The sequence below is a fragment of the Paenibacillus sp. J22P169 genome (genome assembly GCF_059691995.1).
Genome location: NZ_JCAUAO010000008.1, coordinates 175,915 through 191,856, shown reverse-complemented (window position 1 = coordinate 191,856; position 15,942 = coordinate 175,915). Strand labels below are relative to the sequence as shown.

Annotated in this window: 15 protein-coding genes, 1 pseudogene and 1 riboswitch; of the genes and pseudogenes, 1 reads left to right on the top strand and 15 read right to left on the bottom strand. The window is 45.9% G+C overall.

The features are described from left to right. Window positions 1-32 precede the first annotated feature (32 nt). From AC58QG_RS28605 to AC58QG_RS28570, 8 genes and pseudogenes are all read right to left on the bottom strand, one after another. Window positions 33-902, bottom strand: coding sequence for an NAD(P)-dependent oxidoreductase (locus tag AC58QG_RS28605; RefSeq protein ID WP_497365467.1), 870 nt, complete (start codon window positions 900-902; stop codon window positions 33-35). A 73-nt stretch (window positions 903-975) separates the two neighbouring features. Beyond that, window positions 976-1,686: an RraA family protein gene (locus AC58QG_RS28600; protein ID WP_497365466.1), complete on the bottom strand. Its 711-nt coding sequence runs from the start codon at window positions 1,684-1,686 to the stop codon at window positions 976-978. Between the two features lie 167 nt (window positions 1,687-1,853). Continuing rightward, window positions 1,854-2,063, bottom strand: a complete 210-nt coding sequence (locus tag AC58QG_RS28595) for a Dabb family protein (protein WP_497365465.1) — start codon at window positions 2,061-2,063, stop codon at window positions 1,854-1,856. Window positions 2,064-2,099: 36 nt separating this feature from the next. Further along, window positions 2,100-3,194 (bottom strand): Ldh family oxidoreductase, encoded by a 1,095-nt coding sequence (locus AC58QG_RS28590; RefSeq protein WP_497365464.1) that lies wholly within the window; start codon window positions 3,192-3,194, stop codon window positions 2,100-2,102. Next, window positions 3,191-3,871 carry an RraA family protein gene (locus AC58QG_RS28585; protein WP_497365463.1) on the bottom strand — a complete coding sequence of 227 codons (681 nt, stop codon included), beginning with the start codon at window positions 3,869-3,871 and terminating at the stop codon, window positions 3,191-3,193. Before AC58QG_RS28585 ends, AC58QG_RS28590 begins: the two co-directional genes overlap by 4 nt. Before the next feature lie 148 nt (window positions 3,872-4,019). Beyond that, the gene (locus tag AC58QG_RS28580) at window positions 4,020-5,045 is read right to left on the bottom strand and encodes a LacI family DNA-binding transcriptional regulator (protein WP_497365462.1); all 1,026 of its coding nucleotides are present in this window, start codon (window positions 5,043-5,045) and stop codon (window positions 4,020-4,022) included. Between the two features lie 104 nt (window positions 5,046-5,149). Beyond that, a complete protein-coding gene (locus AC58QG_RS28575) occupies window positions 5,150-5,287 on the bottom strand; it encodes an RpiB/LacA/LacB family sugar-phosphate isomerase (protein ID WP_497365461.1) in 138 nt (45 codons plus the stop codon). Window positions 5,288-5,339: 52 nt separating this feature from the next. Beyond that, window positions 5,340-5,552, bottom strand: a pseudogene (locus tag AC58QG_RS28570) (RpiB/LacA/LacB family sugar-phosphate isomerase); the annotation flags it as partial. Window positions 5,553-6,619: 1,067 nt separating this feature from the next. Here AC58QG_RS28570 and AC58QG_RS28565 point away from each other — a divergent pair. Further along, window positions 6,620-7,588, top strand: a complete 969-nt coding sequence (locus AC58QG_RS28565; RefSeq protein ID WP_497365460.1) for a cation diffusion facilitator family transporter — start codon at window positions 6,620-6,622, stop codon at window positions 7,586-7,588. 89 nt (window positions 7,589-7,677) lie between these two features. On the opposite strand, the gene AC58QG_RS28560 is transcribed toward AC58QG_RS28565, so the two are convergent. The 7 genes from AC58QG_RS28560 to AC58QG_RS28530 all read right to left on the bottom strand — a co-directional run bounded on the left by AC58QG_RS28560 (window position 7,678) and on the right by AC58QG_RS28530 (window position 15,733). Further along, entirely contained in the window at window positions 7,678-8,739 is a 1,062-nt protein-coding gene (locus AC58QG_RS28560) for a LacI family DNA-binding transcriptional regulator (RefSeq protein WP_497365459.1), read from the bottom strand. 448 nt (window positions 8,740-9,187) lie between these two features. Beyond that, window positions 9,188-10,006 carry an ABC transporter ATP-binding protein gene (locus AC58QG_RS28555; protein ID WP_497365458.1) on the bottom strand — a complete coding sequence of 273 codons (819 nt, stop codon included), beginning with the start codon at window positions 10,004-10,006 and terminating at the stop codon, window positions 9,188-9,190. Between the two features lies 1 nt (window position 10,007). Further along, the gene (locus AC58QG_RS28550; protein ID WP_497365457.1) at window positions 10,008-10,826 is read right to left on the bottom strand and encodes an ABC transporter permease; all 819 of its coding nucleotides are present in this window, start codon (window positions 10,824-10,826) and stop codon (window positions 10,008-10,010) included. 22 nt (window positions 10,827-10,848) lie between these two features. Further along, the gene (locus tag AC58QG_RS28545; RefSeq protein ID WP_497365456.1) at window positions 10,849-11,868 is read right to left on the bottom strand and encodes an ABC transporter substrate-binding protein; all 1,020 of its coding nucleotides are present in this window, start codon (window positions 11,866-11,868) and stop codon (window positions 10,849-10,851) included. A gap of 61 nt (window positions 11,869-11,929) precedes the next feature. Next, a riboswitch (guanidine-I (ykkC/yxkD leader) is annotated at window positions 11,930-12,041 on the bottom strand. Window positions 12,042-12,529: 488 nt separating this feature from the next. Then, a complete protein-coding gene (gene sdhB / locus AC58QG_RS28540; protein ID WP_497257999.1) occupies window positions 12,530-13,294 on the bottom strand; it encodes a succinate dehydrogenase iron-sulfur subunit in 765 nt (254 codons plus the stop codon). A 2-nt stretch (window positions 13,295-13,296) separates the two neighbouring features. After that, entirely contained in the window at window positions 13,297-15,060 is a 1,764-nt protein-coding gene (gene sdhA, locus AC58QG_RS28535) for a succinate dehydrogenase flavoprotein subunit (protein WP_497365455.1), read from the bottom strand. Between the two features lie 16 nt (window positions 15,061-15,076). Continuing rightward, window positions 15,077-15,733, bottom strand: a complete 657-nt coding sequence (locus AC58QG_RS28530) for a succinate dehydrogenase cytochrome b558 subunit (RefSeq protein ID WP_497365550.1) — start codon at window positions 15,731-15,733, stop codon at window positions 15,077-15,079. Window positions 15,734-15,942 lie beyond the last annotated feature (209 nt).

Sequence of the window (15,942 nt, the reverse complement as noted above, 5' to 3'; positions counted from 1 at the left end):
TGATGACTACCACTAATTGGAAAACGAAGTGATTAGCCTCTAATTACACGGCTCACGGCTGCAAAATCTAGCTCGCTGTTCTCTTTAGCCGCCATTTCATACAGCTGAAAAGCCAGAGACGTTACAGGCATCGGTTGGTCTTTACCTTCCTGAAGGGCAATACCGATGTCCTTTTTCATCAGATTAAGTTTAAAACCAGGATGGAAATTCCGCTCTGCAATCGCCTGCGCTTTGTTCGCAAACATCCATGAGCCGCCGGAACTGCTGCCAATGACTTTCTGTAATGCCTCCAAATCAACGCCAAGCCGTTCCGATAAGGCGACGGCCTCAGAGGCAGCCAGCATATGTACGGCTGCAAGCATCTGGTTGATCGCCTTGACCGCCTTGCCAGCCCCAATAGCTCCGACAGGATGAACCGTTTGTGCCATGGCTTCAAGGATTGGCTGCGCCATCTCCAACGCCTCTTCGCTGCCTCCGGCCATAACCGTCAGCGTCCCTTTCTCTGCACCAATCGTGCCTCCACTGACAGGAGCATCCAAGACAAGCGCTTGTTTGGCTGCGTATGCCTCCGCAACATCCTTCATCGCTCCTGGGGAGCCCGATGTCATTTCCAGCAGCAGCTGTCCTTCCTGCACTTCAGCCAACACCTCGTCGGCCAGCAGCACTTGCTGCATTTGCCGATCCTCCGGCAAAATGCTGACGATCACGCCGGCTGAGGCAATCGCTCCCGCAGGGGAAGCGTGTACCTCGGCCCCCAGTTTGCGAAGCTCTTCGGCCGGTCCTGGGTCTCTGTGAACAGTCACATGCAGCTTAAAGCCTGCTCTCACTAAGTTTTTGGCCATTGGCAATCCCATTGCGCCCAGCCCAAGAAAAGCAATTTGGCGCATATCTAGCGGATTCATCGTGATTTCCCCCTTTTGAGTGAAAGTAATGGTGGAATATGGAAAAACCCCGGTATAACCGGGATTTCCAGGTTTAGTAGCCTGCAACGGACGCATCGACGGACAAGCCCATTTTATCGTACAACTTGCGGCGGCTCTTCTTATCCGCTTCCATTTCCTGTGTCGAATATTTTGCTACTTCCCATGCTTTTTCAAGAGGTACGACTATGATTCCATCACCGTCAGCTACGATAATATCATTTGGACGCACGAGTTGGCCGTTAATGTTAACAGGGATATCTTGCGCCTGGAATTCTACACGACCTTGAACCATCGTTTGAGACACGTGACGGGAGAAAACCGGCACTTGATTCAAGATCAGTTCATCTGTGTCACGCGCTCCTCCGTTTGTGATGATGCCACGGCAGCCTTGGCTTTTATATTCCAAGCCGTTATTGGAACCAATAATACCAACGTTCGTATCGCTTGCGTCCAGAACCAGCACATCATCTTCGCCGATTTCTTTGCCCCAGTGATAGGTGGCGATATTGCCATACCAGTGATTTGAGAATTTCGTGTACGCTTCTGGCTCCATCGTAGGAATTGTGCGATTCGTCGGTACGAATTGAACTGTTTTGGCAAAGCCGCAGAAGTTGGTGCGGAACAAAGGCTTGATCGTATCTGTATGGATGCTGCCTACGAAATGCATCATGTTCCAGTCCATGCCATCACGCACATCGGCAACGCGCAGCTTACGATAAACATCCATTAGTTTTTGTTTCTCTTCTTTTGTCAATTCGATCATTGTCAGTCACCTCCACATTGGATTTGTTTTATTGATTTGGCAGTCGTATACGAAGAGCGATTCAGATTAAAGCTTCAAACCGCTCGATGCCACACCGATAGACACGGTGAACATGCTGCTCTTCGATAAAATGAGGAGCGACCAAAGCAGCTCGTTCCATTTATACATCACTGTAATAATAGACAAGGTGGATTTTCAAATCGAATGGTCAGAACAACCTGAAATCCCTGATTTTTATTGGAGAAATTGAGACCGGCCTGTAGGTCCAAGACGCCCCACAAATGATTTTTTAATGATTTAAAACGTTCTATCACTTCTTGCAATTGTTCGTTGGTCGTACTCTCCTGAAATTTAAGCAGGATGATATGATCCAGCATGTTGCTCCCCACCCTTTCCACATTGTCTTTACACATTTATGATTGGGAGCTTTCGATGACTGGGGCATTTTGGATAGCAGCTTCGCTAAGCTGCAAACCGAATTTCAAACCAATTTCATTCAGCTCCTCAACCACCTTGGCTGGAAGCTGAATGCCTTCTCGCTTACGTGTTACCGACTGTCTATGTTCAATTTCCCCGGGCACCAAAATTTCCTTCACTCCGGGTGCTTTAGGTTCATTTTTGATTTGCCGGATGTACTGATCGACCCTTTGTTTAAACAACTCAAGCGGAATAAATCGACTAATATCCACAGCTATGAAGAAATGACCTACATTTTGCGGCTCATTCCAATTTTCATACATGTTATTGACATATTGTCCATAACCAGCTCCGGTTAACACGCCCGACAATATATCAATAAACATGGATATGGCATAGCCCTTAGGACCTCCGACTGGCAGAACAGATCCCTCCAATGCAGCCTCTGCGTCGGTTGTCGGATTACCTTCTTTATCGATCGCCCATCCTAAAGGAATCGCTTCCCCTTTTTGTGCTGCGACGATGATCTTCCCCCTTGCAACAACACTTGTTGCCATGTCCAGAATAAAAGGGTTCTCCTCTCCTGCCGGCACCCCTATACATAATGGATTGGTGCCGATGAAAGGGCGGACTCCACCCGTCGGCGGCATTGTCTGTGATGCGTTAGACATCACAAGCAGAATCAGGTTCTGTTCGATCGCTTTCTTAGCATAATAAGCTCCGGTGCCGAAGTGATTGGAGCCCTTTACACCCACAACAGACGCACCGTATTTCTTAGCTCGTTCCATCGCCATTTCAAGCGCATAAGTCCCCACCACAGCTCCAAAATTATTGCTCCCATCGATCAGGGCGGTGCTCCCGTACTCTGACACTATGATAGGCTCAGCGTGCGGGTCCATCATTCCTTTTTCTACACGTTTCAAATAAATGGCAGTACGCACAACACCGTGAGATTCAACTCCGCGCAAATCTGCCTGTACCAATGACTCCGCAATCGTGGATGCGCTCGCCACTGGTACGCCGGCACGAACGAACACTTCCTTGCAAAAAGATTGCAGTTTCTCCCAATCATAATTAAGCGGCAATCTCATACCCCTTCACAGCCCTTCTGTCTTAATGTCTGATCCACCCAATCGCGGTTCACCGTGCCATTCTCGATGGATTGTAAAATATGCTGCTCACGCACCTGCTGCTCACGGATGAGCTTCAACAAGCCTTCCGCTTCTCTCAGCGGCACGATAGCCAAACCATCCTCGTCGCCGACAATGATATCGCCCGGCTCAACGATCATGCCGCCGATTGAAACGGGAACATTGATTTCTCCAGGTCCATCCTTGTATGGACCGCGATGGGTAATGCCACGCGCATATACCGGAAAGGTGTCATTCGTAAAGGCCACTGTATCACGGATGGCGCCGTCGATAATGAATCCAGCAATTTGTTTTTTCTGAGCTAAGCGAAGCATAATTTCGCCAACGATAGAATTGGTCATATCCCCGCCTGCATCAACAACAATGACATCCCCTGGCTCTGCCAGATCGATAGCTTTATGTACCATTAGATTGTCCCCGGGTCTTGTCTTGACGGTTAAGGCTGCACCCACGAGCTTGCTGCCTGCTTGATGATAAGGACGCAGCTCTGAAGAAATGGCATGCATGCGATTTAAATTATCACTAATGTGTGGAGTAACGACGTCTTGAAACTGATCTAGCAATGTACGGCATGGGCGCTCAGACCTTTGCAAAATTCGAAATCCTAGATTGGGCATTACAGCACACTCCTTAGAATAAGGTTTATCGATTTAGGAAATCGATTTACAAGTAAAATTTAACACGTTTATTTCAATCCAGCAAGCGGTTTCAACAAAAAAATGCAAAAAAAAATGCGTCAGTCGTTAATGACTGCGCATCGTTATTTTATGGATGATTAGCATCTGCTGCACCGCTTGAATGCCTAATAATCAAATTCGGTTTTAACACGACACGCTTGGGCTTGCGGACCACTTTAGAACTAATTCTTTGAATCAGGTTTTTAGCTGCAATCCTACCCATTTCATAAGCCGGTTGTTCGATCGTAGTTAATGGTGGGTTTAGGTGTTTAGCCCATACCGTCTCGTCATACCCAATTAAGGCAATTTGACCCGGAACCTGTATACCAAGCTCTTTAAAGCCTTCCAGGATTTCCAATGTCATCATATTATTTGTGGAGAAAACAGCATCAACATTAGGCTTTTGCTTAAAGTAGTCGATAACTGCTGCCTTGACCTTTCCGCTTGCATTGACTACTTGAATGACCGTTTGATCTGTCACTTCAAGACCGTTTTCTCCCATTGCCTCTGTAAATCCAAGTATACGTTCCTGCCATGTACTGATGCCTTCCGGCTGATAAACGAAGCTCACTAGTTTACGTCTGCCCATTTGAATAAAATGTTCAACAGCCAGTCGTGCCCCTTGTATGTTATCTACGACAACATCATCAACTTCCAAATCTGAAATTCGGCGATTGATGACAAGAAGTGGATACTTTTTCTCTACGATTTCCGTAAACAGTGGTTTATTATTAACAGTTGGATTAACAATAATGCCATCAACCTGGCGCATTTGTAAACCATCAATCAACTCTGCTTCACGTTCGGAATCTTCATTGGAGTTGCATACCATGAGACTATACCCTGACTGACGGCAAGTATCCTCAACACCTTCCAATACTCGGGACCAGAATGGATTACTTAAATTAGAAAGAACGATACCGATAATATTCGTCCTCATTTGCTTTAATCCCCGTGCCATGGGGTTTGGACGATAATTCAAATCGCGTATGATCTTTAAAACCTTTTCTTTCGTTTCTTCTGTCGCTTGCGAATAATTCCCGTTGAGTATACGTGAAACTGTTGTTTTAGATACACCAGCCATTTTAGCCACATCATCGATGGTTACTTTCAATGAAATTCCTCATTTCATTCCGTATATAAGTTTCAGCTTAATTACGTATTAATCCAACAAATATAACAGATATCGGAATACACCGTCAATCTACGGATATCTCGCTATTTCTCCATCTCATTCAACTTTCTTACTCTTCTTCTAAATTGTTCTTCTGTTTGAAACTCGGCCGATAAAAATGCGCGTATCACGTCTTCCGCAAGCCATGAACCAATGATTTGCGCTCCGATACAAAGCGACATTTACATCGTCATGCTCCACGCATTGGTGCGCAGAATGATAGTCATGACACACTGCTGCGCGTATGCCAGGTATTTTATTCGCAGCAATGGTTGCCCCAACTCCGCTACCACAGAGCATAAGTCCTCGATCCGCTTTCTGATCTAATATAGCCGAGCATACCAGCTTCGCTATATCTGGGAAATCAACCGGATTCTCGGAATGACAGCCAACATCCGTAATCTCATGCCCCAGAGACTGTAAAAACGTTATGACTTTATGTTTCATCGGATAGCCACAATGATCGTTTCCAAGAGCTATTCTCATCATCGGTCCCCTCCTTATTTATTAACTACAAATCTGAAAAAGAAAGACGGATATTTACTTGCCCTAGATCAAGTTGGCAGCCCTGGATGGAGGGAACATCGGGTTTGCAATTCATTGCTTTGCAGTAAGTTCATATGAGGTTAGTATTATTAGTTAATCGATTTCTTAACTTACTGTAAAACGATACTCCCGTTATTGTCAATGGGAAATCGTTACACTAAATCGTTTTCCTAAGCTCGCCCAGAACAAAAGAAGTTTGTACCTACAAGCACGCTATTTGGGCTGAGGATGTAGTCGTGCTATTGAAGCTGTTAACTTGATCGAGAATAAAAGCAAGCTTAACCCCTAAGTGATCTCACGGATTAAGCTTGCTTTATTAAGCTATTATTCTCTATACCGACACATCCTGGCCAACTACTCGGTCTATATTTAGCCCTGTGGTCTCAAATCGAATTCAACTGATGGCGAACGGCATCCATCGCTCGGTAATCGAAAAAACAATATAAAACTGGAGGTGTGCAGCATCAAACAGCGCTTAGCTAACAAATCCTCCAAGGAATAACAAGGGTCTATATAGTGGTATACGCGAATTTTGCGCTCCGTTGGCCTGACCTGCATTTTAAGCATTGATCTGGGCTTCTTTTGTTTATTTATATTATTCAACTACTTAGCAATGCTACTAATGCATTATTATACATTTCCCATTAATTCCGAAAATCCAGTCTCAACAACTATGAAAATTTTCTCAATAATTATGACACCACACAATGCATTCTGGTGATAGACAAAAAAAAGGAACCCAGCCAACGGGGCCGAGTTCTAAAAGTTTATATTAAAAAGGGGGTCTTGTTTATTATATTACCAAGTGAACATTATGGAACCATAACAGGAATATTTCATTTCTGTTACAAAATAGAAAACGCTTTATTCTCGCCAAATTCCTTTACCAATTTCAGTTGCACCTTTCACCCATGTGGCATATACTAAGTATATGTTAATTAGAATAATTCTAAATAAGGAGGAACCCTATGAGCGTCGAGTATGACTATCATCATCTCCACCATGTGAAAGTTCAAAGTAAGTCAAGAAAAACCCTGTGGGTCACCCTCATGCTAACTGCATTTTTCACGATTGTTGAAATTGTCGGTGGGGTGCTCTCGAATTCCCTAGCTCTATTGTCCGATTCTGCCCATATGATTTCAGATGTCATTGCACTAGGCCTGAGCATGGTTGCCATACAGCTAGCTACGCGTCAGCCTAATGCTCGCTTCACTTTTGGATTTCTGCGCTTTGAGATAATCGCATCGTTTCTGAACGGATTAGCGCTTTGTATCATCGCACTGGGTATTTTTGTCGAAGGTGTCCAGCGTGCCATCCATCCTCAACCGATACAATTGGGACTCATGCTTGGCATAGCTTCGATTGGCTTCGTTGTTAACCTCGTACTCACATTGGTTCTCCATAACAGCGTTAAGGAGGAAGATAATCTCAATGTGCAAAGCGCGCTCTGGCACTTTTTTGGTGACTTACTAAGCTCGGTAGGTGTCATCATTTCAGCCATTGTCATTTATTACTCAGGTCTTCTCTGGTTTGATCCTCTGATTTCGATGGTGATTGGGGGAATTATTTTTACAGGTGGCAGCAAAATTATTCGAGAATCCTTCATGATCCTGATGGAATCTGTCCCTGAAAAGTATGATCTGGATGAAATCCGCTCCGTGATCGCGAAGGTAGAAGGCGTAGAAGATGTGCATGAAATGCATCTCTGGGCGGTTTCGACCGACCACTATTCCCTGACGGCACACGTGTTTATTAGTCCGAACATTCAGCCCTTCTGTGTCATTCTCGCTATTAACGAGACGTTGAAAAGCAAATACGGCATCGAGCATGCCACGATTCAAATCGAGCACGCAGACATTAATCCGCATGGCGCGTATGGAAAGGACTTTCTGCGACAGCAAAAGCAGTTGAAACAACAAAGCCACTCAGGCGCCTAAGCTATGGCTTTAACACTAACCAGCTTCCGCTACTCGAAGCTTTATCATAAACAAACCGTACATCACCTCTCCCGAAGTGATGTACGGTTTTATTCGTTGTGCGTAGATTTACGCACAACCATCTCCATATCGATGAGCAGCTCGTGCCCCTTCATCTGTGCCAGATACGAATCAAGCAACTTAGCGCTCTCCTCATCCAGGTCTTCCCCCATCTGCCGCATCAGGAATGCTGCGACTAACCTCGTTTGCAGCTCGACCGGCATCTCGAAGCTCGTAATTGAAGGGAAACTCGCCTTGGCGAAATGCTCGTTATCCATACCTATAAGCTGTACTTCCTCGGGAACTCGGATGCCTCGCGCATGACATTCAGCAATCAGCTCCAACGCTAAGGCATCATTGAACGTGTAAATGCCGATAGGCCGCAAGTCTCCACTCACACGCAGCGCCTCATCCAAGATGCCAGCCACCCCCAGATCTCCGGCATCCAAAAGCGCATGCACAGTAGTCTCAGTCTGGTCGCCTAACCCCGCAAGAAAACCCTCAATCCGCTGCTCATTCGCGCCCATCCCCTTACGTCTACCTGCATAAAAGACAGCGCGGCAGCCATGTGAAAGGAAATACTGGACAGCCTGGCTCGACGCCTTGGCAAAATCCAGATTTACCGCAAGCTTCGTAATCTCATTCGGCCAACCCCAGCCGTTAAATATGACGAGCGGCGTACCTTCGCCAACCAACTGCTGCGTGGAATGCATGCTTATGGCTAAACCGTGCAAAACCAGACCGTCCACTCGCCGTTGCAATAAATGCTCAATATGCCGGGTCTCAACCTCAGGATCCATCCCTGCTGCTGAAAACACAGATAAATGATAGCCATAGCTGTGAAATCTCTGCTCCAGCTTCTCAGCAAATCTGCCATAATACCCGCCAAAATGCGGGAGAATCAGCCCTAACTCATTCGAGCGCCGCCGACTTAAATTCGTCGCCATGACGTTGCGGCGATAACCTAGCCGTACAACTGCCTCATCTACTTTGCGAATGGTTTCCGGTGACATCGGAACCTTTCTGCGGTTAATAACATTCGACACCGTCGCAATGGACACTCCTGCCTCAGAGGCAACATCGACGATGGTAGCTTGTTTGTTTTTTTTCATCTCATGCCCTCATTCTTGAAACGCTTAAACTCATTGTAGCTAGAAGCATATTACTCGTCAAATTCCTCCTCCCCGTCGATGCATCTGCCCAGCGAACTGGATTGGATAGAGTAGCTATTCCTCCGTTAGGAGTCAAAATGATTAATTGGAAAACCTCCAGCTAAATTCTCATATTAATGATGAAAAATAGATTTAAATGGATTTCATGTAGCTAATTCCTCGTTTCTCGCCGTTTTCGAGCCAAATGTCTTAGAATAGCGGGATATTATCCATTTATTCCAATAAATAAAGGAATTCGCCTCGACGCAACTGCATATTTTCCAGCTATTTCTCCGTTGAACCTACTACGTCTATTCATGCCCTCCCAAACTAGACCCAACCAAACCAACTCATCAAAAAGGACACCACCAGCAGATCACGCTGCTAATGTTGTCCCTGTCTTAACCCTTTACTCGTCGTTATGCCCAATCAACGAAATGATCTGCTTCTTCAGCTTCACGAAAGCTTCCGAATCTTTCACATCCTCCACCTGCCGCAGCCCGCGCGGTATGACAATCTCACTGCGTATCGTTCCAGGATGCGCCTGCATCACATACACCCGTTGTGAAAGGAAGATCGCTTCCTCAATATCATGCGTGATGAAGACAACGGTGGTCTTCTCCTTTTCCCAAATGCGCAGCAACAGCTCCTGCATGGAGTTTTTCGTCTGTGGATCCAACGCGCCAAACGGTTCATCCATCAGCAGCACATCCGGATTATTCGCCAACGCTCGCGCGATCGCTACCCGTTGCTTCATGCCGCCCGAGAGTTCCTTCGGCAATGATCTTGCGAATTTATGCAAACCGACAAGCTCCATGAAATGATCGGATATGGCTCTCTTTTCGAACAATGGAACACCCTTCAGCGTCAAGCCGAACTCAATATTCTCTCGCACAGATAACCATGGGAACAATGTATAGCTCTGGAAGACCATGCCTCTATCAGCACCAGGACCGTCAATCTCATGACCGTTGATACTTAAATCCCCCATTGTCAGGGACTCTAAACCCGCAATGATGCGTAACAACGAAGACTTCCCGCAGCCCGAAGGGCCGACAAAGCTGACGAACTCGTGCGCATTTACATGAAAGGATACACGATCCAATGCTACGAACTGCGACTTCTTCGAACTGTACACCTTCGTAACATCGACAGCATCGATTTTACGTACACTTACACTTTTCCCTACAGAGGGCACGTTGTTATCTGCCAAGTTCAAAGCTTCCATCCTAACGCCCTCCTTCCAGCCATGGGAAAAATCGCTTATGACAATAAGCAAATGTACGATCCGTCAGTAAACCTAGCAAACCAATCGCAATAATGCCTACAAAAATTTGATCTGTATTCAAAAACCTCTGCGCCTTCATAATTGAAAATCCAAGGCCACTGCTTGCCGCAACCAATTCCGCTACAACCAGGTACGTCCATGCCCACCCAATAATTAAGCGCAGTGTATTCATCAAATCAGGCAGTAGTGCTGGAATCAGCACCTTTTCGATCACTTGCCAACGTTTTGCGCCCAGTGTATATGAAGTCTGCAATAGATCATTGGATACCGACCGTGTATTGTCTGCTACCATCAGCATCAGCTGGAAGAAGCATCCCAAGAAGATAACGAGAACCTTCGCCCATTCACCAATTCCCGCCCATACCATAATCAAAGGAATGAATGCTGTCGCAGGCATATACCGAATAAATTCCGTAGGTGGAACTAGGATAGCTTCTGCAAACCGATACGTGCCAGCCAAAATGCCAAGCGGTATCCCGATTAAACAAGCGAGCAAGAACCCGCCTCCGACCCGGAAAATACTAATCCAAACATTATGCCAGAACACGGGGTTCTGGAGTTGAATCCCGAACTGCCGGACCACCTGATCCGGTGTTGGAAGAAAGGTTCGATTGACGAAATTGCCGTAACTCATCACGCTCCAGAACAGCAGCACAACTGCAATGATCAACACGACACCCGACATATAAGATTTACGGCTAATCTCACCTCGTATGGCAAACAACGTGGACTTGCGTCTTTTTTTCATCAGCGTTTCCATCTGCAGTCCTCCTGTTCAGCCTTTATTTCTTACGTTCCTTCATTACTTCTTCTACAAAATGGCCATCCAAGAAGGATTCCGCTTTCGGTATTGTACTAAGCATATCCAAGCCTTTTAAAAATTCGGCTGTCTTCACAGAAGTAAAGGCTAGGGATTCGTAGGCATCCGCTTTTGCGAAAGCTTTGATATTATCCTCCAATTGGAAAATCTTTACGCTGTCCACACCAGCTTTATATTCATCAACCGGCGTCTCTGCGGCTTTAGCCATAATTTTCAGTGATTCCTCTGGATTCGCTTTCCAGTAGTCCAAAGCATCGAACCATGCATGAATGATTTTTTTCACATCGTCTGGCCGATTCTTCGTAATTTCTTCTTTAAACACGAGCAAATCTGGAATCAGTCCCGGTGTATCCTTGGATGAGAAGAGCAGCTTCCCTTTTCCTTCTTGAATCGCTTTACTGAGGAACGGTTCCCATAGTACCGCAGCATCCAGGTTACCTGAGATGAACGCCGGTCCAGCATCATTCACTGTCATATTGGTGTAGGAGACATCCTTCTCTGCTAAGCCAGCCTTCTCAAGAGCAGTCAGCATAAGCAGATGATCGACGGTTCCAAGCTCAGTAGCTACTTTCTTACCTTTCAAATCTTTCAAAGAATTAATGCTAGGCTTCACAACAACGCCATCGCCGCCATTGGAATTATCGTTAACGAGCACGGCTTTGAGCTTAATGCCTTTACTTGCCGGTGCCAGCGTATCACTTAATGTCTGACTATTCGCATCCACTTTCCCTGAAGCGAGTGCGGATAAGGAGTCACTGTATACAGGGAACCAGACCAGATCTACATTCACACCATTTTTCTCAAAAAAGCCTTTTTCCTTCACAAGGTACCAAACGAACCAGCCCGGCCATGGGCTAAGCGCCAATTTGATCGGCTCACTGCTGCCTCCTGCTTTCGTGCTCGCCTCTTTGCTTCCACACCCGCTGATTACTGTAAAAGTTAATAATACCGCCAACATCAGAAATATTGTTTTTTGTCTCATTCCCCAAACTCCCTCTCTGTATAAAATGGGGAAAAGCCCGGAATGATATCATATCCTGATATCCTCCCGGGCTTTTATCCCTCCGTGTGCACGATGAGAAGCTCATCGTGTGTCTTCTCTTGGACCTGACCAACAGCCAATACTTCTGTTGCGGAACCCTAGAAAACAAGTTTGCTATGCGGTTGTTTCTTCGTTGTCTTACTTTTGTCTATATCATACTTAGATTGGTCGATCATGTCAATATATATAACATAAATAAATAATAGGTTGTCAAAACGACCATTTACGTAATATTATATAACATACAAAGCAATAACACGGAGGTGTCGCGATGTATTCGATTCATTTCCACATTCACATGTTAGATAACAAGTACATTCAACCCGCCGCGGCCCCTATATCAGCTGAGGGATTTCCCCTACACTATGCCGATATCTCGTCGCCGCGTCATTCTTCCCAGTACCCTCACTTGATTTCCCCTATAAATAATCATGAAGCAAGTGTAACAACGTCATCCCCCGCAGCTAACTAACCTCAATACCCGATCAAGATGACCTGAGAGTCTGACTCAGGTCTTTTTGTTGTCCCACGCTAATCTCGCGTCAAAATAAAAAAGCCCGTCAACCCATTGTTGGGAGGACGGACTTCATTTCAGCGTTTCTTACACGCCTAACCATTTTTTGAACAAGTGCTTCGTCGTGTCCGCATTCAATGCTGCGATCGACGTCGTAAGCGGAATACCCTTTGGACAGGAGCGTACGCAGTTCTGTGAGTTTCCACAGCCTTCAATACCGCCATCTGTCATTAGTGTATCCAAACGCTCGTCTTTATTCATTTCACCTGTTGGGTGAGCATTGAATAGACGAACTTGGGAAAGTGCAGAAGGCCCGATAAACGAGTTCTTGTCGTTTACGTTCGGACAAGCTTCCAAACACACACCGCATGTCATACATTTGGACAACTCATAAGCCCATTGACGCTTCGACTCAGCCATACGCGGTCCAGGACCAAGATCGTATGTTCCGTCGATTGGAACCCATGCTTTAACCTTTTTCAACGCGTTGAACATGCGTCCACGGTCGATGACAAGGTCACGCATAACAGGGAATGTGCTCATTGGCGCTACACGAATCGGCTGCTCCAGCTTATCTACAAGTGCAGAACAAGCTTGACGCGGCTTCCCGTTAATAACCATCGAACAAGCGCCGCAAACTTCTTCCAGACAGTTGGATTCCCAACATACCGGTGTTGTTTTGTCGCCTTTCGCATTCTTAGGATTACGTTGCACTTCCATCAAACCGCTGATCACGTTCATGTTCGCACGGTATGGGATTTCAAATTCCTCTGTATACGGTTTAGAATCCGGACTCTCTTGACGAGTCACGATAAACTTCACGGTTTTCGTTGCGCTTAGTGTCTCCGCCATGATCAGGATCCCTCCTTTTTCTTCTCCGTGGAGTAGTCACGTTTACGAGGTTTAATCAACGACACATCAATTTCATCATACGAAATCTTAGGACCATCTGGCGTCCAGTCTGCGATTGTCGTTTTCATGAAGTTATCATCATCACGTTCTGGGAATTCTGGCTTGTAGTGCGCTCCACGACTCTCATCACGCATCAAGGCACCCACTGTCATGGCTTCAGCAAGCTCGAACATGTTCCACAGCTGGCGTGTGAACGCAACACCTTGGTTGTTCCAACGCGCTGTATCTGTGATGTTGATGTTGTTGTAACGCTCTTTCAAGTCTTTGATCTTGCCAATCGTTTCTGTCAAACGATCGTTGTAACGCACAACCGTCATGTTGGCATTCATCATGTCGCCAAGCTCTTTATGAAGCACGTACGCATTCTCCGTACCGTTGTTCATTTTGAGCAAGCTCTCATAACGATCCGTATGGCGCTTCTTCTCACGGTCATAAAGGATGGATGACGTATCATCCGCATGCTTGGATAAACCACGAATGTACTCAACCGCTTTAGGACCAGAAACCATGCCGTCATAGATCGCGGATACGAGGGAGTTCGCGCCCAAACGGTTTGCACCGTGATGCTGATACTCACACTCACCTGCTGCGAATAGACCAGGAATGTTAGTCATCATGTTATAGTCAACCCACATGCCGCCCATGGAATAATGAACCGCAGGGAAAATCTTCATCGGAATTTTACGCGGGTCGTCGCCCATGAACTTCTCGTAAATTTCCATAATACCGCCGAGCTTAATATCAAGCTCTTTCGGGTCTTTATGAGAAAGATCCAAGTAAACCATGTTCTCGCCGTTAATACCTAGCTTCTGATCAATACACACGGAGAAAATCTCACGCGTTGCAATATCACGAGGCACAAGGTTACCGTAGGCTGGGTATTTCTCTTCAAGGAAATACCAAGGCTTACCGTCTTTGTACGTCCAAATACGTCCGCCTTCACCACGAGCAGATTCAGACATCAAACGCAGTTTGTCGTCGCCTGGAATCGCTGTTGGGTGAATTTGAATCATCTCACCATTCGCGTATTTAACACCTTGTTGGTAAACCGCACTTGCTGCTGTACCTGTGTTAATAACGGAATTCGTTGTTTTCCCGAAAATGATACCAGGACCACCTGTTGCCAAGATAACCGCATCAGATGGGAACGTTTGAATTTCCATGCTGCGCAAATCTTGTGCGGCAATACCGCGGCATACGCCTTCGTCATCAATAACCGAACCCAAGAATTCCCAGTGTTCGAATTTCGTTACGAGACCCGCTGTTTCCCAACGACGTACTTGCTCATCCAAAGCATACAAAAGCTGTTGACCTGTCGTTGCACCAGCAAATGCTGTACGGTGATATTTCGTACCACCGAAACGACGGAAATCAAGCAAACCTTCTGGTGTACGGTTAAACATAACGCCCATACGGTCCATCAAGTGAATGATGCCTGGAGCCGCGTCACATAAAGCTTTAACAGGAGGTTGATTCGCTAAGAAATCTCCTCCGTATACTGTATCGTCAAAGTGCTCCCACGTAGAGTCACCTTCACCCTTCGTATTCACCGCACCGTTAATGCCGCCTTGCGCACATACGGAGTGGGAACGTTTCACAGGAACCAAGGAGAACAATTGTACATGAACTCCGGCCTCTGCTGCTTTAATTGTCGCCATGAGTCCCGCAAGGCCTCCGCCGACGACGATGATTTTTGAATTAGCCACTTCTGTTCACCCTCCCTTAATGCCCCGTATGCGCTTCTACTGGAACCGAAAATTGTGTATCTGTAAACGCAGTTAATGACATGATAAACATCACTGTCATTAGAACGAACAAGCCCATTGTTATGATTGTCGAAAAGCGTTGCGCACGCGGTCCAACCGTAATACCCCAGCTCACTAAGAATGACCATAGGCCGTTCGTGAAATGGAATGTTGCGGACACAATCCCAATCAGGTATAGCGTGAAAACAACTGGATTCGTTGCAATATCGTGCATCGTGTTGCCGAGAGCCTCATGCGCCACATTGCCTAACGCAACCTGAATACGAGTCTCAAATAGATGCCATGCAATGAACAAGAAAGTAAGTACCCCTGTCACACGTTGCAACATAAACATCGTATTACGGAAATACCCGTAGCTGGATACGTTATTACGTGATTGATAGGCTACATAAAGTCCATAAACGGCATGGTAAAGAAGTGGAAGCCAAATCCCCACGATTTCCAATAACAATCTTAACGGCAAACCGTTCAACCAGTTAATTTGATCCAGGAAGGCTTCAGGTCCTTTGGTAGCTTCATAGTTAGTGAGCAAATGCTCAATAAGGAAGAAGCCCACCGGAATGACACCTAGTAACGAGTGGATCTTTCGAAAGTAATACGAATTACTCATAATGTAACCAATTCCCCCCTCAACAAAATTCAAACACAACTAACATCCGACAAGTTTTGACAAAAACAAGCCACATATCATTGTACTCTCGCCGCAAACGAGCGTCAACCCATAATCATCCACGCCTATTTTGCCAATTCAATCAATGATTATACACGAAGGTTCACGAAATATAGATAATTTGTGACATGTACATCGTACCTCTTTCACAC